The organism is Fibrobacter sp. UWH1 (assembly GCF_002210365.1).
GTDB lineage: Bacteria > Fibrobacterota > Fibrobacteria > Fibrobacterales > Fibrobacteraceae > Fibrobacter.
Genome location: NZ_MWQG01000052.1, coordinates 1 through 18,906, shown reverse-complemented (window position 1 = coordinate 18,906; position 18,906 = coordinate 1). Strand labels below are relative to the sequence as shown.

The 18,906-nt window shown below is 46.2% G+C and carries 17 protein-coding genes; 9 read left to right on the top strand and 8 right to left on the bottom strand.

Annotation, left to right across the window (positions count from 1 at the left end):
• The 8 genes from nifJ to B7992_RS14910 form a co-directional block, all read right to left on the bottom strand.
• Positions 1-2,749: pyruvate:ferredoxin (flavodoxin) oxidoreductase (nifJ, locus tag B7992_RS14945; protein WP_088666679.1), on the bottom strand; the 2,749-nt coding region annotated here is incomplete at its 3' end.
• 274 nt (positions 2,750-3,023) lie between these two features.
• Positions 3,024-4,115 (bottom strand): peptidoglycan DD-metalloendopeptidase family protein, encoded by a 1,092-nt coding sequence (locus tag B7992_RS14940; protein ID WP_088666678.1) that lies wholly within the window; start codon positions 4,113-4,115, stop codon positions 3,024-3,026.
• A gap of 10 nt (positions 4,116-4,125) precedes the next feature.
• The gene (locus tag B7992_RS14935; protein ID WP_073159235.1) at positions 4,126-4,497 is read right to left on the bottom strand and encodes a DMT family protein; all 372 of its coding nucleotides are present in this window, start codon (positions 4,495-4,497) and stop codon (positions 4,126-4,128) included.
• Positions 4,498-4,520: 23 nt separating this feature from the next.
• The gene (locus B7992_RS14930; protein ID WP_073284338.1) at positions 4,521-5,108 is read right to left on the bottom strand and encodes a DUF4416 family protein; all 588 of its coding nucleotides are present in this window, start codon (positions 5,106-5,108) and stop codon (positions 4,521-4,523) included.
• A gap of 18 nt (positions 5,109-5,126) precedes the next feature.
• Positions 5,127-5,891 (bottom strand): glutaminyl-peptide cyclotransferase, encoded by a 765-nt coding sequence (locus B7992_RS14925; protein ID WP_088666677.1) that lies wholly within the window; start codon positions 5,889-5,891, stop codon positions 5,127-5,129.
• A 12-nt stretch (positions 5,892-5,903) separates the two neighbouring features.
• Positions 5,904-7,925: a hypothetical protein gene (locus B7992_RS14920; protein ID WP_254917733.1), complete on the bottom strand. Its 2,022-nt coding sequence runs from the start codon at positions 7,923-7,925 to the stop codon at positions 5,904-5,906.
• Between the two features lie 2 nt (positions 7,926-7,927).
• A complete protein-coding gene (locus tag B7992_RS14915) occupies positions 7,928-8,800 on the bottom strand; it encodes a PHP domain-containing protein (RefSeq protein WP_073159231.1) in 873 nt (290 codons plus the stop codon).
• Positions 8,800-9,348, bottom strand: coding sequence for a hypothetical protein (locus tag B7992_RS14910; RefSeq protein WP_073284340.1), 549 nt, complete (start codon positions 9,346-9,348; stop codon positions 8,800-8,802). The genes B7992_RS14915 and B7992_RS14910 overlap by 1 nt, the downstream gene beginning before the upstream one ends.
• Before the next feature lie 46 nt (positions 9,349-9,394).
• Between B7992_RS14910 and B7992_RS14905 the strand changes: the two genes are divergently transcribed.
• The 9 genes from B7992_RS14905 to B7992_RS14860 all read left to right on the top strand — a co-directional run bounded on the left by B7992_RS14905 (position 9,395) and on the right by B7992_RS14860 (position 18,861).
• The gene (locus B7992_RS14905) at positions 9,395-9,988 is read left to right on the top strand and encodes a viroplasmin family protein (RefSeq protein ID WP_073159227.1); all 594 of its coding nucleotides are present in this window, start codon (positions 9,395-9,397) and stop codon (positions 9,986-9,988) included.
• A gap of 672 nt (positions 9,989-10,660) precedes the next feature.
• Positions 10,661-11,833: a beta 1-4 rhamnosyltransferase Cps2T gene (gene cps2T, locus B7992_RS14895; RefSeq protein WP_088666675.1), complete on the top strand. Its 1,173-nt coding sequence runs from the start codon at positions 10,661-10,663 to the stop codon at positions 11,831-11,833.
• Complete coding sequence (locus B7992_RS14890) at positions 11,823-12,830, top strand: glycosyltransferase family 2 protein (protein WP_176421966.1); 1,008 nt, start codon at positions 11,823-11,825, stop codon at positions 12,828-12,830. The genes cps2T and B7992_RS14890 overlap by 11 nt, the downstream gene beginning before the upstream one ends.
• A gap of 2 nt (positions 12,831-12,832) precedes the next feature.
• The gene (locus B7992_RS14885; RefSeq protein ID WP_088666673.1) at positions 12,833-13,954 is read left to right on the top strand and encodes a glycosyltransferase family 1 protein; all 1,122 of its coding nucleotides are present in this window, start codon (positions 12,833-12,835) and stop codon (positions 13,952-13,954) included.
• 5 nt (positions 13,955-13,959) lie between these two features.
• Positions 13,960-15,108, top strand: coding sequence for an EpsG family protein (locus B7992_RS14880; RefSeq protein WP_088666672.1), 1,149 nt, complete (start codon positions 13,960-13,962; stop codon positions 15,106-15,108).
• A gap of 11 nt (positions 15,109-15,119) precedes the next feature.
• Positions 15,120-15,887, top strand: coding sequence for a glycosyltransferase family 2 protein (locus B7992_RS14875; protein WP_088666671.1), 768 nt, complete (start codon positions 15,120-15,122; stop codon positions 15,885-15,887).
• Between the two features lie 2 nt (positions 15,888-15,889).
• Positions 15,890-16,909 carry a polysaccharide pyruvyl transferase family protein gene (locus B7992_RS14870; protein WP_088666670.1) on the top strand — a complete coding sequence of 340 codons (1,020 nt, stop codon included), beginning with the start codon at positions 15,890-15,892 and terminating at the stop codon, positions 16,907-16,909.
• Positions 16,910-18,430 carry a lipopolysaccharide biosynthesis protein gene (locus tag B7992_RS14865; protein ID WP_088666669.1) on the top strand — a complete coding sequence of 507 codons (1,521 nt, stop codon included), beginning with the start codon at positions 16,910-16,912 and terminating at the stop codon, positions 18,428-18,430.
• Positions 18,431-18,432: 2 nt separating this feature from the next.
• Positions 18,433-18,861, top strand: a complete 429-nt coding sequence (locus tag B7992_RS14860) for an acyltransferase family protein (RefSeq protein WP_088666668.1) — start codon at positions 18,433-18,435, stop codon at positions 18,859-18,861.
• Positions 18,862-18,906 lie beyond the last annotated feature (45 nt).

Sequence of the window (18,906 nt, the reverse complement as noted above, 5' to 3'; positions counted from 1 at the left end):
CAGGAACGTTCACAGCTTCGAGGAGGCTTACAGCCTGGTTTGCATGCTTGGTGATTGCAAGACGCATACCGAGACCGAATTCAGCGTTGTCTTCGAACAAGCTGTTTGCCCAAGCCGGACCGCGGCCTTCCTTGTTCTTTGCCCACGGAGTAGTGGGGAGGTTACCACCGTAGATGGAAGAGCAACCAGTTGCGTTTGCTACAACCATGCGGTCGCCGAAGAGCTGAGAAACGAGACGGACGTAAGCGGTTTCGCCACAGCCTGCGCAGGAGCCGGAGAATTCGAACAGAGGTTCGAGGAGCATAGCCTGCTTGACAAGGTTCTTGTTAACCTTGGTGCGGTCAAATTCGGGGAGATCAACGAAGAAGTCCCAGCACTTGCCTTCCTGAACCTTGATGGGTTCCTGCGGCACCATGTTGATAGCCTTCTTGCCTTCTTCGTTCTTGTCCTTACCGATACAAGCCTGAGTACAGACGCCGCAACCAGTACAGTCGTAGCTGGAGACAGAGATTGCGAATACGGGCTTTTCGGAGCCTTCGAGCTTGAAGCCCTTGGCAGCGGTGAACTTGAAGCCTTCCGGTGCGTTAGCAACAGCGGATTCGTCCACAACCTTCACGCGGATTGCAGCGTGGGGGCAGACCATAGCGCACTTGCCGCACTGTACGCAAGCGTCCGGATTCCAGGACGGGATGTTCAGGGCGAGGTCGCGCTTTTCGTACTTGGTAGTGCCGGTGGGGAATACACCGTCGCAAGGCATCTTGGAAACGGGGAGCTTTTCGCCGTTGCCCTTGATGATTTCTGCGGTAACTTCGTTAACGAATGCAGGAGCGTTGCCGTGGATCGGAGCGCGGAATTCCTTGGTGCTGGTAACAGCGGCCGGAACCTTGACTTCGAAGAGGTTTGCCAGAGAAGCATCGATAGCGTCCCAGTTCTTCTGGACCACTTCCATACCCTTCTTGGCGTAGGTCTTTTCGGCATACTTCTTGATGTACTTGATAGCGGTATCGGAATCGAGAACGTTACCCAGCTTGGAGAAGAAGCAGGTCTGCATCACAGTGTTGATGCGACGGCCCATGCCAGTCTTTGCGGCAACGGCGTATGCGTCGATGACGTACACCTTGAGCTGCTTCTTGATGATGACTTCCTGAACCGGACGAGGGAAAGTATCCCAGACGGTTTCTGCGGAGTGCGGGGTGTTGACCAGGAAGGTTGCGCCCTGCTTTGCATACTTCAGCATGTCCACGGATTCGAGGTGCGGAGTATGGTGGCAAGCAACGAAGTCAGCTTCGTTTTCACCGATCAGGTACGGAGCGTCGATGATGCTCTTACCGAAACGGAGGTGAGAAGTGGTCATGGAACCAGACTTCTTGGAGTCGTATACGAAGTAACCCTGAGCGTTGTTTTCGGTTTCGTTACCGATAATCTTGATGGAGTTCTTGTTTGCGCCAACGGTACCGTCGGAGCCCAGACCGAAGAACATGGCCTGGAAGAAGTCGGAATCCAGCTTGAAGTCGGGATCGATGGGGAGGCTGGTGTTGCAGACGTCATCGTTGATACCAACGGTGAAGCGTGCACGCGGTGCTTCGAGAGAAAGTTCGTCGAAGATAGCCTTGACCATAGCCGGGGTGAATTCCTTGGAGGAAAGACCGTAGCGGCCGCCGATCATCTTCGGCATAGCCATCTGGCCTGCCATGACGGCTTCAGAAACAGCGGTAAGAGCGTCCTGGAAGAGCGGCTCGCCTGCGGAACCCGGTTCCTTGCAGCGGTCGAGAACAGCGATCTTCTTGACGGTCTTGGGGAGAGCAGCAACAACTGCTTCCATGGGGAACGGACGGTACAGACGAACGTTTACGAGACCGACCTTTTCGCCCTTGGAGTTGAGATACTTAACGGTGTCACCAATGGTGCAGGTAGAAGAGCCCATGGAGATGATGACGCGTTCTGCATCGGGTGCGCCGACGTAGTCAACAATGTGATACTGACGACCGGTGAAGGATGCAACCTTGTCCATGTACTTCTGGACGATTTCCGGAACCTTCTTGTAGAAGGGGTTCACGGTTTCGCGGCCCTGGAAGTAGACGTCCGGGTTCTGAGCGGTACCGCGCATGGTGGGGCGGTCCGGAGTGAGGCAACGTTCGCGGCAAGCCTTCACGTACTTTTCGTCGATGACGCTACGGATAACGCCGTCTTCGAGAGCTTCGATCTTCATCACTTCGTGAGAAGTGCGGAAACCGTCGAAGAAGTGAACGAACGGGACGCGGGATTCGAGAGTAGAAGCGTGAGCCACGAGAGCCATGTCCTGGCATTCCTGAACGGAGGATGAGCCGAGCATAGCGAAACCGGTCTGGCGGCAAGCCATGATGTCGGAGTGGTCACCGAAAATAGAAAGGCCCTGCATAGCGAGAGCACGGGCAGTCACATGGAAGACCGTGGGGGTCAGTTCGCCGGCGATCTTGTACATGTTGGGGATCATCAACAGAAGACCCTGGGATGCGGTAAAGGTGGTGGTCAAAGCACCGGCCTGCAGTGCACCGTGAACGGTACCGGCAGCGCCACCTTCGGACTGCATTTCAAAAACGCGGGGAACCTGGCCCCAAATATTCTTCTTACCAGCTGCGCTCCAGTTGTCGGCGTGTTCAGCCATAGGACTAGACGGTGTAATCGGGTAGATAGCTGCAACTTCACTAACTGCAAAAGCAACGTTAGCGGTAGCTTCATTACCGTCACACGCAATCATCTTCTTTGCCATGTGTGTCTCCAATTATTGTGTTAATTCAATAAACTTGCGATTTAAAAAAATCCAACGTAAATTTACCCATTTTTAATGTCAAAAAGTGAAATATTTTTCAAAAATTCACTAAAAAATCCACTTTTTTGAACACTCCGTGTAAAGGTCTGCCGGAAAATGACCGTTCTGAGGGGTAAACGACCTTTCTAAAAACTTACAAAAAGATTATTTGTGTTCGAAAGGGCGGTTTTTCATCTGATAACTTCAAAAACGTACTTCAAAAAGTATGCTTTGACTACATGCAGCCCTTAAGTTTCATACCCACCTTTAGGGGCTGATCCTTGCCAAGCTTGTTGATTCGTCGAACCGCATCTTCGGAAATGTAGAAGAACGCCGCCACATCGGCTACGGTATCGCCTTTTTTGACGATATAGACATTTTCAACTTTTAGCTTGGACTGGATTTTACGATGGGCTTGAATAGCCTTCTTCTTGGAGTATTTCTCGACTCCGGGTTTCAGTTGCCAATGGGGGAAGTCTACAACGGTAGTGGGGTCGATGTTCACGTCGCCGTAGCGGATCTCGAAGTGGAGGTGGGCTCCGGAAGATTTTCCGGTGTTGCCAGCGAGGCCAACGATATCGCCGGGGTAAACCTGGTCGCCAACCTTGACGGTGCGTTCGGCCAGGTGGCCATAAAGGGTCTGCAGACCGTTTTCGTGCTGTACCAGGACGTAGTGGCCGTAGCCGCCCTGATTGTATTTAGAGACGATCACTTCGCCGGGGTAGGCGGCAACCATGGGCTCTCCTTTTTCTACCTGGATGTCTACGCCGCGGTGGAGTCGGTGGTCGCGGATTCCGTAGGGGGAGCCGAGACGGGCCTCGTGTGTAATGGGGATGAGCATGGTAGAAAAGTCGAAATACTCGCCGACGGTTTCGGTCTTGGTGGGCTTCTTTTCGCCTTTCTTCCTGGATTTCCTGCTCTTTTTGGTGGCGTCCACGAATTCGACTTCAACGCCCTGCTTTTCGTAGAGGAGAGCCTTGGTGAAAGCCTTGGGATCGTCTGACTTTATAGAGACTTTCTTTGTGGAATCGCTGGGGGATTCGTCGTCCTTTGCGATTTTGCCCGAGGATTTCTTGCTGGATTTTTTTGAGGACTTCGTAGACTTCGAATCCTTGGATTTTTTCTGCTTGTCCGTCTGTTTTTCCGTCTGTTTTTCCTTCTGCTTGTCTTTTTGCTTTTCCTTGGACTTTTCTTTCTGGGTGTCCTTCGATGTCTTGGATTCTACCTGGGTGGTGGATTTATGGGAGGATTCTTTGGGGGCAGTCTTTGCCAATGCGGGGCTGAGGAGCGCCGCAATGAGAAGGACTATTAAGACTGCCTTTTTCACCCCGATGCTCCTACTTCAAGAATGCGAAAAATACCGCTGCGATGATACACAGGAACGCCACGATGTGGTTCCACTGCAAAGTTTCTGTGTGGAATACGGTAACCGCAATGACGGTAAAAATGGTAAGGGAAATGGCTTCCTGGATAATCTTCAGCTGCATCAGGCTGAAGGGACCGCCGTTAATGCGGCTGCCGATGGAGTTGGCGGGAATCATGAAGCTGTATTCCAGGAGGGCGACACCCCAGCTGGCAAGGATTACGAGAATCAGGGGCCAGTCGGTGCTGATATGCATTTCCTTGAGCTTCAGGTTGCCGTACCAGGCAAAGGTCATAAAGATGTTGGAACAACAGAGGAGAAGAATGGTAAAGATTCCTGCGCGCATTTTTTTGCCAATGTATTGAATGGTTAAACTTTTTTGTTTGCCCGTTGGACTTCACCACGAAGGCGGTAGGGGCGTCCAGTGGAGTGCTGATAGGCCAGGCGAGCCCGAACTTGTTCCAGGTACTTTATATAGGTCTCACTTTGATAGTCGCGGTAAGTCCAGTCAAAGCTGTGGAAGTGTCCGTCCTGGAAATAGAGGGTAGGTTCCACGAAAATGCCCCGCTGCATGTACACGCGCTGGCGCTGGTCCTTGGTGGTGGCCAAGAAAAACTGCCCGAGAGTCATATAGCCCGGATCCAGATTTACGGGACGCAGGCCCGGTGTGCCGTTCTTTTCGGCGATTTCCAGCTCGATTTCGTTGGTCCAGAGCTTGATATCTACGATTTCAGTACGGTCAACCAGAGTCTCGTAACTGAAGAAGGCGCGGACAGGGGCGGTTCCGATTTCATCTTTATAATAGTTGGTAAAGGTGAAAGGGAAGGGAGGGAGGTTCAGGTCTTCTTCGCCGAATTTCTGACGGAGGGGCTCGCGGACCGCTTCAACGGCGGCTGCGTCCTGAGCCAGGATGCCAACGATGATCTTGACCTTTGCCGGTTCCTTGATTGCGCCCATTGTTAACTCCTCGACCTCTTATAAACCCTTGGAATCTTCTTCGGAAAGCTTGTAGATGTAAGGCCAGTTCTTGCCGGTAATCCACAGGTACTTTCCGTCGTAGGCGATTCCGTTCAGCACGTCCATATGGGGGTACCTGTTTTGCAGTTCGTACACCTTGCGGGACAAGTCAAAATACTTCTTGACGTGACCGGTGGGCAATTCGATGATGGCGATGGCCGCGGTTTGCCAGATGTTGGCGTAGAGGGTGTTGCCCACAACTTCCAGTTCGTTCAGCAACTTGATTGGGTGTCCGTCATCGGTAACGTCGATGACTCCAACCACATAGAAACCGCCCAGCGCCAACTGCAGAAGCTGGCTGGATCCGTTGCTCATGAGCAGGGCGTCTTTCCAGTAGGTCAGTCCCCATCCTTCTGTGGGAATGCGGAATTCGCCTTTCTTGGAAAAAGGTTTGCGGTTGTAGATGAAGGCCTTCTTGGATTTCCAGGTCAGGTAGAAGATGTCGTCACCCACGGCAATGGAACCTTCGCCAAAGTAACGTTCCTGGAGCATGGTGGAATCAAGTACCTTACCTTCCAAGGTTCGACGGTACAATCCCGACTGCCCATATTGTCCTGTAGTTTCGATCAGCTCGTTTCCGTCAAAGAAGAGACCCTGGGTAAAATGAGTCTGTTCGTGGGGAATCGAATCGATGATGGTGGGGACCACGCGGGGGGCTTCGGCAAAACTGGCCGTAGCAAGAATGGAGACACATGCAAGAACGATGGCTGCAAATCTTTTCATGGTGGTATCCGGTTAGTTCCTAAATGTCCACACGATACCGTAGGCGAAGCGGAGCCCTTCGGGAGTGTAACCCGATTCCGGCATGTAGATACTGTGGTTGAAGTTTTCGATTCGGCTGTAAATCTCGAACTGCAGAATCTGCATGCGGGCCTCGAAATCCAGGGCCAGATACTTCTTCATGGGCTCCAGTTCCAGGTTGCCGTTTTCGCCGATGGTGCAGTCGTAATGGTCGCCGAACCACTGCCAGTCAACACGGACACTTACACCCAGGCGGTCGAACACGAATCGGTTCTGCCAGTGGATGCTACCCTTGTAGTAAAGTTCCTGGGTGTCCATAAGCTTGGTGCTACGGTCCAGAGTCTGGCCTCGTTCTATGTAGAACTTCCAGTTGCCCAGGCGGAAGCCAAATTGCAACAGCCAATCCAGACTGGAAACGTGATCGATGTTTGTGTAGGTATAGGCTTCTTCGATGGTGTTGGTGGAGTCTACATGGCCCCACTTGACCCAACGGGGCTTGATCAGGTCGTCTACATGTTCCTTGCGCAGACCCAGCCCGTAAAAGACTTCGCGCTTCTGGTAAGCCAGGTTCACCGTGGTGCGGTTCCTTTCTTCGTACTTCAAGTCGTTACGATGGAAGGCGAGACGTCCTGTTTCGTTAATCTTGATCTGGCCCACGTCGGGGAACTTGTTGTCGTGACGGAAGGCTGCGTTCAACTTCAAATGGAAAGGCAACAGGGCGGTAGCGTCAAAGGAATAGGCCTTGGCGAATTCCTGTTCGTCGTTTACGGAACTGTTGCGCTGCATGCCGGTCTGGGTCCTGAAGTAGAAACGGCGCCACAGGGTGTCCGACAGTTCCAGATAACCCATTTCGCGGTCCTGCAGATAGGTGTAGTGGTCGTCGTTGGCGTTATGGTAATCGGTGTTCAGGAACTCGTACTTGAACTTGATGGCCGGGTTCAGCAAGGTGTGGTAGGCGATACCGAAGTTGCCCAGGATCGATTCATAGTTGATATACTTGGTGGTATCGTAATAGAGAGTGTCTTCCTGTTCTACACCCAGGGTATCCAGGTACTTCTTGGTGCCGCTGACAAAGTGGGGCAGGGAATCCTCTTCGATTTCGTGATTGCCATAATTGATGTCGGCACTGAACGTCAGATTTTTTAAGGGGTAAAGTTCGATTCCCGCTCCATAGGTGGAGGCCTCGATATCGATAGTGTAAGGATTTTGCTGGAATGTCCTGATGGATTTGTCCAGGGAGTCCAGCAGAACCTTGTGGTTGGGATTGTCGGCGTTTTCCAGGTAGAGGAAATTCATTCGGGTGTAAATCTTACCCACGCCAAAACGGGCGGTAACCACTGGCTGCAGATGCATGCTGTTCATGGCGATGTTACGGCCTGCAAAGGGAATCTGGCTGGAGTCGCGACCCAGGGAGAAATAGGGGGAGTGGGTCACGTTGGTATAGCTGTATTCCTTGGAATCTATGTCGGAGTGGCTGGCGATACCCAACTCGAAAGTGACGGAGTCGGTGACCAGGCGCTTGAATTCCAGACGCAGGGCGTTTCCGCTAAAGGCGGGGCGTTCCCAGTTCAAGTCGGTAATGGGGGTGTCGACGGCGATCCCCTTACGTTCCTCTACCAGTATGCCGTTCTCGCCATTGAGACCCAGGGTACTTCCATCGTACATGAGACGGGTGGTGTACAGGCCTGCCAACATGCTGGGGTAACGCTGACTGATAGAACCCATGCCCATGGCGTCCGGGTCCAGTTCGGGCCTACCCAGGATCGAGGTTCCCAACATCCAGTAGGACTTCTGGCCAGAAATATCGTAAGTGCGCTGCATGACTTCGGTCAGGGGCAATACCCAGCGGCCCGCATCGGTTTCGCGGGGGGCGGGGTCAATTCCGTTGGGGGACTGGTAGACGGAGTCCTGGGGGGTGGGAAGAGTGTAGCCTAGGGAACGGACCGGTTCTGCAAAGACAGCGACGGCAATCAGCAACAAGAAAAAGATGGCGCGGAACATGTAAGCGGGACCCACTTTTAGTACCATTCGGCGCGAAGCTTTTCGCGGCGTTCACGAAGGGCCTGGACTACAGTGTAAGGCATCTTCATGCAGTTGGGGGCATAAGTACTGCCTTCGGTGTGGAAGTCGCTTCCGCCCGTACCCACCAGGCCGAAACGCAGGGCCATTTCCTTATACTTGCGGCCTACGGCACCCTTCTGGGCGGGGCAGTAGACTTCCATGCCCTGTACGCCCCATTCCACCATCTGTTCGATGAACTCGTCGCTGAGCCCGGACTTGTAGGGGTGGGCAAGAACCGCAATGCCGCCTGCATTTTCGATAAGGCGGATGGTCTGCTGGGGGTTAAGGCCTTTCTTTTCTACAAAGGCGATGCAGCCGTCTCCCAGGTACTTGGTGAAGGCTTCGGAAAAACTGCCGATATATTCTTCGGCCACCAGGGACATGGCGATGTGGGGGCGACCGATGACCTTGCCCTTGCAGTAGCTCAGCACCTTCTCGAAAGTGATGTCGATACCCAGGGCGTTCAACTTCTTGATAATGGCCTTGGCTCGGGTAACACGCTGCTTGGCAAAATCCTGGAGCTCCATGTTCAGGGCCAGGTTGGTGGGGTCGCAGTAATAACCCAGAATGTGGATGTCCTTGCCCTGCCAGACAGAAGAAATCTCGATACCGGGGATAATCTCCAGGCCGATGGCCTTGGCCGGTTCCGCAGCCAGGTTATAGCTATCCAGGTTGTCGTGGTCGGTAATAGAAATACAACGGAGCCCCTTGCGCTTGCTCAGGGTTAAAACCTCTTCTACATCCAATGTGCCGTCCGAAAGCTTGGTATGCAGATGGAGATCTGCGTAACCGCCGTTTTCGGTAATGATGGTAGAAAAGCCTTTTTGCATTACTTGACCCCGTAATACTGGGCGATGAGGGCGGCCTCGCTGGAAGTGCTGGGCTGCAGGCTCAAGTTCAGGAAGGGGTAGACCTTTTCGGAACAGAAACCGATGCGGCAGTCGGCTCCGCTAACCTTGGCCAGGTAGAGGCGGGGGAGGAAGGCGTCGCCCAGGTAGATGACCACCGTGGGGGCAAATTCCTTGATCTTCTGTTCCATTTCCATAAAAACGGGTTCCTCGAAACGGCATTCCAGGTCGCTAAAGTAGATAGCCTGGGCGCGCTTGGCCGAAACCAGGGCGTGGAGGGATTCGTGGGCCACCAGCAACACATTCTTGAAAAATGCCTGGGGCATCTGGTGCATAAAGGGGGCTACACGCTCCATGTCGCGATGGAGAAAAACCAAAGTCTTGGGGTTGTTCTTCAAAGCCTCGGGGAAGTTAAAAGCTCCGGAATCTTCACCTGCCTTCTTCAAAAACCAGCGGAACAGGGAATCCTGGCTGCTGAAACGCTTAAAAAAATAGCGGAAACGATTGGTAAAGTACGGTGAAGGTTTCAATTTGTCCTCGGAGCGTTAGTGGGCTGAAATATATTAAATTTGGCCTATGGCAAAACCGAAGTTCTACGCAATTAAGACCCCTAGCGAAAGCAAAATCGTAACCACCTGGGACGAATGTCTAAAATTGACCCATGGAGTCAAGGGGGTGCTATTTAAATCCTTCGGTTCCATGGCTGAAGCCGAAGCCTGGATCTCCGGCATGGAAGCCCCTGTTCCCGGAGGAGTCCGCGTATTCGTGGATGGATCCTTTTCTCCCGGGTTCCCCTATTCCGGATGGGCCTTTGTCGTGACAGAAGATGACAAGGAAATCGCCAGAGGGAACGGTCTGACGGCTTTCGAGGCCGAAAGTCGAAACATCGATGGGGAAGTCATGGCCAGCTATCAGGCCATGCGCTGGCTGGACGCCCACAACATGAACGGCGTCATCTGCCACGACTACGAAGGCATCGCCCGCTGGGCCAAAGGCGAGTGGGCCGCCAAGAGCAATATCGCCAAACGCTACGTGACCGCCGCCCAGCCCTTCCTGCACCGCGTAAAGTTCGAAAAAGTTGCCGCCCACACTGGCGTCAAGTGGAACGAACTGGTGGACAAGCTGGCCAAGGAAGCTATCCAGGCTGGAAAAACCGCCCAGAAAAAGTAGGACGGCGGGGCGTTTTTTGCGTTTTTCGCTCAAAAATGCTAGTTAATTTGTTTGTCAGAGCCGTTTCCCCTGACTTCCTTGGTGAAAATTTTTCTGTTAGAGCTGAATCCCGTGGAGGGGTAACGCAAATTTTTCTGTCGGAGCACAATCCCGCGTTGCGGAAAGTGCAAAATTTTCCGTCGGAGCTCAATCCCGTGTTGCGGAACGCGCAAATTTTCCTGTCAGAGCGCAATCCCGTGTTGCGGAAAGTGCAAAATTTTTTGTCAGAGCACAATTCCCTGGAGGGGAACGCGCGAATTCTTCCGTCGGAGCGCAATTCCCTGGAGGAAAAAACGCAAAATTTTCTGTCAGAGCGGAATTCCGCAGAACGGAAAGAGCAATGTTTTTTGACGGAGACGAACCCCATTTTGGGGAAAGAGGTCTGTCTTGCATCAGTTCCCGTCCACCGTCATAGAAAATCGCAATACATTCCGCTAGACCTAAATGGTAGGACTAACGCCCCTAGTGTTGTGTAAAACACTATGCAATGATGTGATTTTTCTGTAACCTTTGTGATATCTTTCTGTAGTTTTTCTATAATGGAGCGACAATAGCTCCAAGGTGGAGTGGCTATACCCTTTGGGGGTAGAGCGTAGGAAATTGAATTTTGAATATCTATAGGGATGAGTGTAGATGGTGAACGAAGTTCAGCACATTTTTATCGTAGGAAGCAAGGGTATTCCTGGTGCATATGGTGGATATGAAACTTTCGTTGATAAGCTTACCGAATATCATCAAGATGATGCTCGCTTTAAGTATCATGTCGCCTGTAAATCTGATAAGAATGATGATTTTGAGTATCACGGAGCACGTTGCTTTAACGTTAAAGTTCCGAATATTGGTGCAGCGCAAGCTATCTATTATGACGTAGAAGCTATTAAACAGTGCATCAAGTACATTCAAAAACACAATATTCAGCACCCGATTGTATACTGTTTGGCTTGCAGAATTGGCCCTTTCGCTCGAGGATTTCAAAAGAAAATCCACAAATTGGGTGGTGTATTCTATGTGAACCCTGATGGTCATGAGTGGCTTCGTGCAAAATGGCCCTTACCTGTTCGTAAATACTGGAAGTATTCCGAACAGCATATGGTTAAGCATGCCGATCTTCTGGTATGCGATAGCAAGAATATTGAAACTTACATTCAGTCTTCTTACGCGCAATATAAGCCGAATACCACGTTCATTGCATACGGTGCCGAAATTCGCCGTAGTAAACTGGCAGATGATGATGAAAAATTCCTGAATTGGCTTAAAGAGAAGAATCTTAAGTCAAAGGAGTATTATCTGGTTGTTGGTCGATTTGTTCCCGAAAATAACTATGAAACCATGATTCGCGAGTTCATGTTGAGTAAGACCGACAAGAGTTTCGCCTTGATTACCAACGTAAATCAGTCTTTTCTTAATGAATTGAAAAAGAAGACTGGTTTTGACAAGGACCCTCGCATCAAGTTCGTGGGAACCGTATATGATCAAGAACTTTTGATGAAAATTCGTGAAAAAGCATATGGCTATTTTCATGGTCACGAAGTTGGAGGTACCAACCCAAGCCTGCTGGAAGCTCTGGCAAGTTCCGACTTGAACCTGCTTCTGGATGTTGGTTTCAATAAGGAAGTTGGCGAGGATTCCGCTATTTATTGGAGTAAGGAAAAGGGGAACCTGGCGGCAACTATTGAACGAGCTGACATGATGACTGATGGTGAAGTTAAGGCTTTAGCTGAAGCTAGTACACGCCGTATCATTGATGCTTATAGCTGGCAATTCATATCTAATGAATATGCGCGTGTGTGGAAAAATGTCAAGTAATTTCGATGAAAAAAAAATAAGTGTTATTATTCCTGCATATAATGTAGAGAAGTATCTGCTTCAGTGTGTTAAGTCTGTTTCTAACCAGACGTATAAAAATTTGGAAATCATAGTTGTTGATGATGGTTCCAAAGATTCTACGTTGGAAATAGCTCAAAATCTCCGAAATGAAGACGAAAGGATTGTTGTCATTCATAAGGAGAATGGAGGCCTGTCTTCTGCTAGAAACGCGGGAATGAACATTGCTACAGGGGACTATGTCCTTTTTCTTGATTCTGATGACTGGTTTGAATCGAATGCCTGTGAAGTCGCTATTTCTGTAGCAGAAACTAACCATGCAGACATTGTATTATTTGATTACTATCGTGAATTTGAACATGAGCAAGTACAATATTGCGCTCATAAAGGGGACGTTTTAAAGTACGAGAAAAATGGAAAAAGAGAATTTTTCTTGTACGATATGAAAACAATTACTGCATGGGGTAAGCTTTATTCAAGAAAAATTCTTTGTGAATTGCGATTTGATGAAAAGATGCGAACTGCAGAGGATGTTGAATTCAATTATAGAGTATTCTCGAATGTAGAATCTGCTGTCTATATTCGTCAGTGTTTGTTACATTATCGAATGCTTCCTCAATCTGCAATTCATGGATTTGATCCTAAAATTGGTGAAAAATTTGAGTATCCGTTAGAGAAAACAAAGGAATTGATTTCTTCTCAGAATACGGACAGTCTGTTCGCTTACTACTCGTTTGCCGCAATCGCATATTTGGTTTCTTGTCAGAATCAAATTTGCCGGAATAGCAAGTTGGGTTTATTTGAGAAAACGAAGCAGATCAGGGATTTTTCAAAAAAAATATGGGTTAAGGATTTGTTTTTTAACATGCAGAATGTAACGATTCCTTTTTCTAGAAAAATGTTGGTTCATTTAGGGCGTTTAAGGTGTTTTGGAATTTTGAGCGTCATTATTTCGTTGAAATGTCTTAGGAAGGCTTAAAAATGAATGTACCTCTGAGAGTTTTGCATGTGACTGAGGTTCTGTCCGCTGCTGGAATTGAATCGTTCTTTATGAATCTTTATCGAAGAGTCGATCGCTCTAAGGTACAGTTCGATTTTCTTGTGTTGCGGAATGAACATGAATTTTATGAAGATGAAGTAAATTCTCTTGGAGGGAAGAAATATTTCATAGAATCGAAGAAAAAGAATACCTTAGTCCGAATTTTCGAAGAGAGTGTCTTACTAGAAAAATTTTTGAAAGAACATCATTACGATATAGTTCATATTCACTATACGACACCTTTAAGAGCTCCTTATCTAAGGGCATTAAAACGCGCTGGTGTGAAAACGAGAATTTATCATTCTCACAGCGCCTACGTGTCTGGAAAGGGGGGGGTGAAATTGATGATTTATGCCTATATGCGTAAGATCATTGAGAAGTATGCGACTCATTTTTTTGCATGTTCGCAAGTTGCAGCGGAATGGATGTTTTCGGCAAACGTGTTGAAGCAAGGTTGGCATAAAGTCATCCATAATGGTATTGACACCAAGAAATTTGCGTATAATGCCAGTGATCGAGAAGATGTTAGAACGCAATTGGGAATCAATGGTAAGAAGGTTTTGATTCATACAGGCCGTTTCCTTGAACAGAAAAATCAGTCTTTTGTTGTTGATGTTTTTGCTGATGTAAAAAGGAAGTGCCCTAACTCAGTTTTGTTACTGTTAGGGATTGGTCCCTTGCAGGATCTCGTGAAACAAAAAGTTCATAATCTGGGTCTGGAATCCGATGTCTTTTTCCTAGACGTTAAACCGGATGTTTACAGGTATTTAAGTGCGGCTGACTGTTATATAATGCCTTCGTTGTACGAGGGACTTCCTGTTGCTGCTGTTGAAGCTGAATGCTCTGGATTACCTTGTGTCTTTTCAACGAACATTACTGAGGAAGTTGCTTTAACTTCAAATGTAAGTTTCCTGAAATTGACAGACTCTATTGAAAAATGGTCTGAAACTGTTGTAAAATCATTTGAAACCGTTCGTGAGGATTTTTCTGCAATTGTTTTGGACCACGGCTATGATGTGCAAAATGTTGCTGAAAATATGCAGGCATTTTATTTGAGTTTATAGAAATCATGTTTTATCAGCGATTATTTGATGAACGCCTTTGGGTATATTTTTTAACGCTTCTGTTGTCACTGTTTTTGGTTGCGCTTGTAAAAACGTACAGAAAAAGGACTGGTTCGCCTGTTCCCTTTGAGTGGTTTTGGCCTGCATTACCTTTTTTTCTCATATCGGCGTTTCGATTCTGTGTAGGAACTGATTACTATACATACCATTCCACTCAGATTCCGCAGATAAATAGTGGAACGCTCGATTTTGGTGAATATTTTCGTTACGATCTATTATTTGTCTTTATTGTTAAGACATGCAACCTGTTTTCTGAAACTACTTTTTGGACGTTCTTTGTGGTTTCTATCAGTCCGTTCTTCTATTTGAAGTGGGTCTCCAAAGAATCCCCGATGGCAATGTATAGCGTTGCACTCTATTTTTTTACTTGCGTATTTGCAACTTCCTTGAATATCATTCGACAAAGTTTTGCAACCGGCCTTTTTTGGATTGGTTTTTCTTTTTGGATTCGAAAAGAGAAAAAAATTGCAATAATCTTATTTGTTTTGACGTTCTTAATGCATAGAACTGCGTTAGTTTTCTTACCGTTGCTATTTGTTTTTGATAAAGACATAAAGATGAAGAAAAAATGCATTATATGCTTATGTCTGTTCTGTTTTAGCTTCGTTTTTTATGTGGATAATTCATCTCTTGGTTTTTTGAATCAATTAGGTGTTGCCCATTATTTTAATTCGGTATTGGATACTGGAGATCATAACTGGCGTTATTTTGCTCCAATTCTGCTTCTTTTTCTGTTAGATTGGAAGTATCGATTTGGTGAAGTTTCAGCAGTGCATAAAGCATATTCAAATTGCCTCTTTTTTACATTGGCTCTAATCTGTTTTTCTTCCGCTATCCCCATGTCTAATCGAATGATCTATATGTTGCTTCCTGTTCTAATCGTATATATCCCGATGCTGGCGAAACATATTCCCAAATACAGACGTATGATAGTCTGTTTTTTTCTTGTATATTTTATGGGCGTGTTCTATGTTCAGATTGTTGTTGATAACGCTCATCAAACGCTGCCTTATCGAACGGTTTGGCAAAAGAATGAGGTCCGTTTTTCTGATTATACTCGAAAGATGGATTTTGAACAATGGTTCATAAAATAGGCTAGGAATGTATGATTTCTATTGTTGTGCCTGTGTACAATGCACAAAAGACTATCGCTCAAACGATCGAGTCCGTGCTACATCAAAGTTATCATGGTTTTGAATTAATCTTGATTGACGATGGATCTCAGGACGCCTCTTTAGATATTTGTAAATCTTTTGCCGAAAAAGATTCTAGAGTCCATGTCTTTCATTACTCCAATGGGGGCGTTACTGCAGCGAGAAAATTAGGGGTAGAACATTCGCGTGGAGATTGGATTACATTTGTCGACGCAGACGATTTGTTAACAGAAGATTCGTTGGCTCGTTTAGCAGCGTGTAGGGAAAATTGCGATATAGTGTCGGCAAGTGCTTTTTTTTGCGATGAAAATTGTGAAAATCCCAAGGAACCTCCAATTGCATGTGATGACAAAATCATTGATGGAACTTGCTTGGCGAAAGAGATGATTATGGAAAAAGTGTTGTGGATGCCATGGGGAAAATTGTTTAGGAAGGATCTGTTCTCTAGCGACATATTTAATCTTCCTGCAGGCATTCGTGATGGTGAAGATTTGATTATGAACTTACGCTTAGCGATGAACGCTAATGCAGTTCGTTGCATTCTTGATAAGGTTTACCTTTATCGCTTGCCATCCGTATCTCACTCAATGAATATGAAAGCGAAATTGAAACAGCTTTATTATATTTGCTCGAGTGTAAAGACAAACAAGATGCTTTGTATTCTTGGTGTTTATAAGTGGCTTTATAGAAATATCCGAAAAGTGATTCTAAATAAATAAAAATGAAAATAGGCATAATTACTCTTCCTCTACATTCAAATTACGGAGGTGTCATTCAGGCTTTTGTTCTTCAAAATGTTCTGCGTGATTTTGGTCATGATGTTAGAGTTATTTCGAAAGATCCCTTTCTGAAAAAATCCTCATTTCCAATACAAATCCTGCGTTATTTGAAGAGGTTTGCTTTAAGGATCTTAAAAAAAAGTTCTGCACCGGTATTTTTAGAACGAGATTACAACAAGGCTTGTTCCCTTTTAAATGTTTTTGTTTCTAAAAGAATGGATTGTCAAATCGTATCTGAGTTAAGTGAAATTCGTGAATCTGATTATGAGACACTTATTTTTGGAAGCGATCAAATTTGGCGTCCTCAATATGCAAAATATGGATGGGGGAGCATTGAAAACGCTTTTGGAAGGTTTGCTTTGGGGCAGAATGTCAAAAAAATCGCTTATGCAGCCTCTTTTGGTGTTGATTTCTGGGAAATGACTGACGAAGAAACTCAAAATTGTGCATGCTTAGCAAAAACTTTTAGCGCAATCAGTGTGCGTGAAATGTCAGGAATCCAACTTTGTCGTGATTATCTAGGTGTTTCTGCACAAACAGTTTTAGATCCGACGCTCCTTTGGACGAAAGAGCGTTATCAAAAGGTTTGTGCCGAAATTCCAGAAAAAAAAGAACGTTTTTTGGTTGCCTATGTGTTGAACAAGTCTAATGACATTCAAAGCCTGTGTGAACAAATTGCATTAGAGAAAGGACTGTCTGTGAGAATGTTTTCTTCAGACGATAAGGCATCGTTGTCTGTTCAGGAATGGTTGGCGATGTTCCGTGATGCATCCTATGTAGTGACAGATTCTTTCCATGGAACTGTTTTCTCCATTATCTTTGAAAAGGAATTTAAGTGCGTTTATAACAAGAGTCGAGGTAATGCTCGTTTTGAATCTCTTCTAGATTTGTATAATTCAGGTAAACTTGATGAGATGCGTCAATTCTCCTTGAATTGGTTAAAGAACGCTTTGGAATCCTAAATGCCAAAATCTCAACTTAAAATAGGCGCTCTTCTTTCTTATGTAGTCTTAGCCCTCCAGAATATGGTGGGGCTCCTCTATACTCCTTTCATGCTTCGCATGATGGGTAAGTCTGAGTATGGGCTTTATTCCATTGCGGCATCCATTGTTGCCTATTTGACTGTGTTGGACTTGGGTTTTGGCAATGCCATTGTTCGATATACAGCCAAATACCGTGCAGAAGGTAAACAAGAAGAACAGTATAAAATGTTCGGGATGTTCTTCCTTTTGTATTGCTTGATTGGTGTTGTCGCGCTATGTGCCGGTGGTGTATTGTATCTCAATGCCGAAAATATCTTTGATTCCTCGATGACAATGAGTGAAATGCATCGAACGAAGATTATTCTGGCTTTGATGGTTGTTAACCTGGCAGTCACATTCCCTTTTAGCTTGTTTGGGTCTATTATCACGGCTTATGAGCAGTTTGTTTTTCAGAAGGTTATCGCCATTGCCCGTATTGTCTTGAATACGGCGACAATGATTGTGCTGCTCAATTACGGTTATAAGGCCGTGGCCATGGTTGTGGTCACCACCATTTTTAATTTCCTGACACTCGGCTCAAATCTCTGGTACTGCAAGCATTTTCTCAAGATAAAAATCAAATTTGGAAAGTTCCAGTGGGGATTCCTTAAGGAAGTTTCTATTTATTCACTTTGGATATTCATGAATGCTATCATGGATCGCATATATTGGAGTACAGGTCAGTTTGTTCTTGGTGCATTTGCCGGTACCGCAGTTGTCGCAGTGTTTGCTGTGGCTATTCAATTGGAGAATATGTACATGTCATTCTCCACGGCAATCAGTGGCGTATTCCTGCCCAGGGTGACTGCCATGGCGGTCAAAGAGACTGATGGTAAAGCCATATCCGATTTGTTTATAAAAACGGGCCGCATTCAGTATTGCGTGATGGCTTTGGTCCTGTCAGGATTTTTCCTTTTTGGTCGTCAATTCATTAAACTTTGGGCAGGGGAAGGATATTCCGATGCTTACATTATCACCTTGCTGTTCTTTGTTCCTTTGACAGTACCCTTGATTCAAAATCTAGGAATAACGATTTTGCAAGCTCGTAATCAAATGAAGTTCCGATCCTTGTTATATCTTGGAATTTCATTGGTTAGCCTAGGGGCTCAAATTCCTTTGGCTAAATACTATGGTGGAATTGGATGTGCCTGTGCTATTGCCGGAGCTTTGGTTCTTGGCCAAATTATCGTGATGAATATCTACTACCAGGTTAAACAGAAAATCAATATTGTGGAATTCTGGTTTGAGATTGGTAAAATGTCTGTTGTGCCAGTTATAATGACTGTCCTTTGTTACTATGTGCTTCAAAGATTTGATCTTAATTCCTGGTTGTTGCTTGTAATTGGAATCGCCGCTTATTTAGTGGTTTATTTGCCTTTGTTCTTTGTTTTTTCGATGAACGGCTATGAACGTAATTTGATTTTGTCTCCCGTAAAAAAGATAAGAAAGAAGTTTGGCTGAGTATGAGAATTCCGTATTTTGATTTTCTCAAGGGTGTGGCGATAATTATGGTTGTTGCCATACATTGTATGTCTGTTGCTTATAAGAATACAGAAAGTGTTGATTTTCTTTGTTTTTTTATTCGCAATCTTATGAATGTTGCCGTACCGATTTTTTTGTCAGTTTCCGGTTTTTTTGTTGCAAAAAAGTCTTTTGAATCTGCATCAGATTTTATTGGTTATTTGAAAAAACAAATTCCTAGGGTTTATTTCCCAGTACTTTTTTGCTCAATTCCTTTTGCTATAGCTGGTATTGTAAAAGGTAGAATTCTGTCTACGCTTGTTATGTATTTTACGTGTGGTTATTCCATATATTATTTCATCGAAGTAATAATTCAGTGTTATTTAGAGGCATCATCAACATGTGTGGAAGCATTTAGGCTGCCTTGCTAGATGATTCTCTCGATTCCGATTCCCATTCGTAGGCTATCTTTACAT

Excerpts from the sequence above, each read along its gene's own strand:
- B7992_RS14935 (WP_073159235.1), bottom strand. The coding sequence starts at position 4,497 with ATGCGCGCAGGAATCTTTACCATTCTTCTCCTCTGTTGTTCCAACATC.
- B7992_RS14930 (WP_073284338.1), bottom strand. The coding sequence starts at position 5,108 with ATGGGCGCAATCAAGGAACCGGCAAAGGTCAAGATCATCGTTGGCATC.
- B7992_RS14925 (WP_088666677.1), bottom strand. The coding sequence starts at position 5,891 with ATGAAAAGATTTGCAGCCATCGTTCTTGCATGTGTCTCCATTCTTGCT.
- B7992_RS14915 (WP_073159231.1), bottom strand. The coding sequence starts at position 8,800 with ATGCAAAAAGGCTTTTCTACCATCATTACCGAAAACGGCGGTTACGCA.
- B7992_RS14905 (WP_073159227.1), top strand. The coding sequence starts at position 9,395 with ATGGCAAAACCGAAGTTCTACGCAATTAAGACCCCTAGCGAAAGCAAA.
- cps2T (WP_088666675.1), top strand. The coding sequence starts at position 10,661 with ATGGTGAACGAAGTTCAGCACATTTTTATCGTAGGAAGCAAGGGTATT.
- B7992_RS14890 (WP_176421966.1), top strand. The coding sequence starts at position 11,823 with ATGTCAAGTAATTTCGATGAAAAAAAAATAAGTGTTATTATTCCTGCA.
- B7992_RS14885 (WP_088666673.1), top strand. The coding sequence starts at position 12,833 with ATGAATGTACCTCTGAGAGTTTTGCATGTGACTGAGGTTCTGTCCGCT.
- B7992_RS14880 (WP_088666672.1), top strand. The coding sequence starts at position 13,960 with ATGTTTTATCAGCGATTATTTGATGAACGCCTTTGGGTATATTTTTTA.
- B7992_RS14875 (WP_088666671.1), top strand. The coding sequence starts at position 15,120 with ATGATTTCTATTGTTGTGCCTGTGTACAATGCACAAAAGACTATCGCT.
- B7992_RS14870 (WP_088666670.1), top strand. The coding sequence starts at position 15,890 with ATGAAAATAGGCATAATTACTCTTCCTCTACATTCAAATTACGGAGGT.
- B7992_RS14865 (WP_088666669.1), top strand. The coding sequence starts at position 16,910 with ATGCCAAAATCTCAACTTAAAATAGGCGCTCTTCTTTCTTATGTAGTC.
- B7992_RS14860 (WP_088666668.1), top strand. The coding sequence starts at position 18,433 with ATGAGAATTCCGTATTTTGATTTTCTCAAGGGTGTGGCGATAATTATG.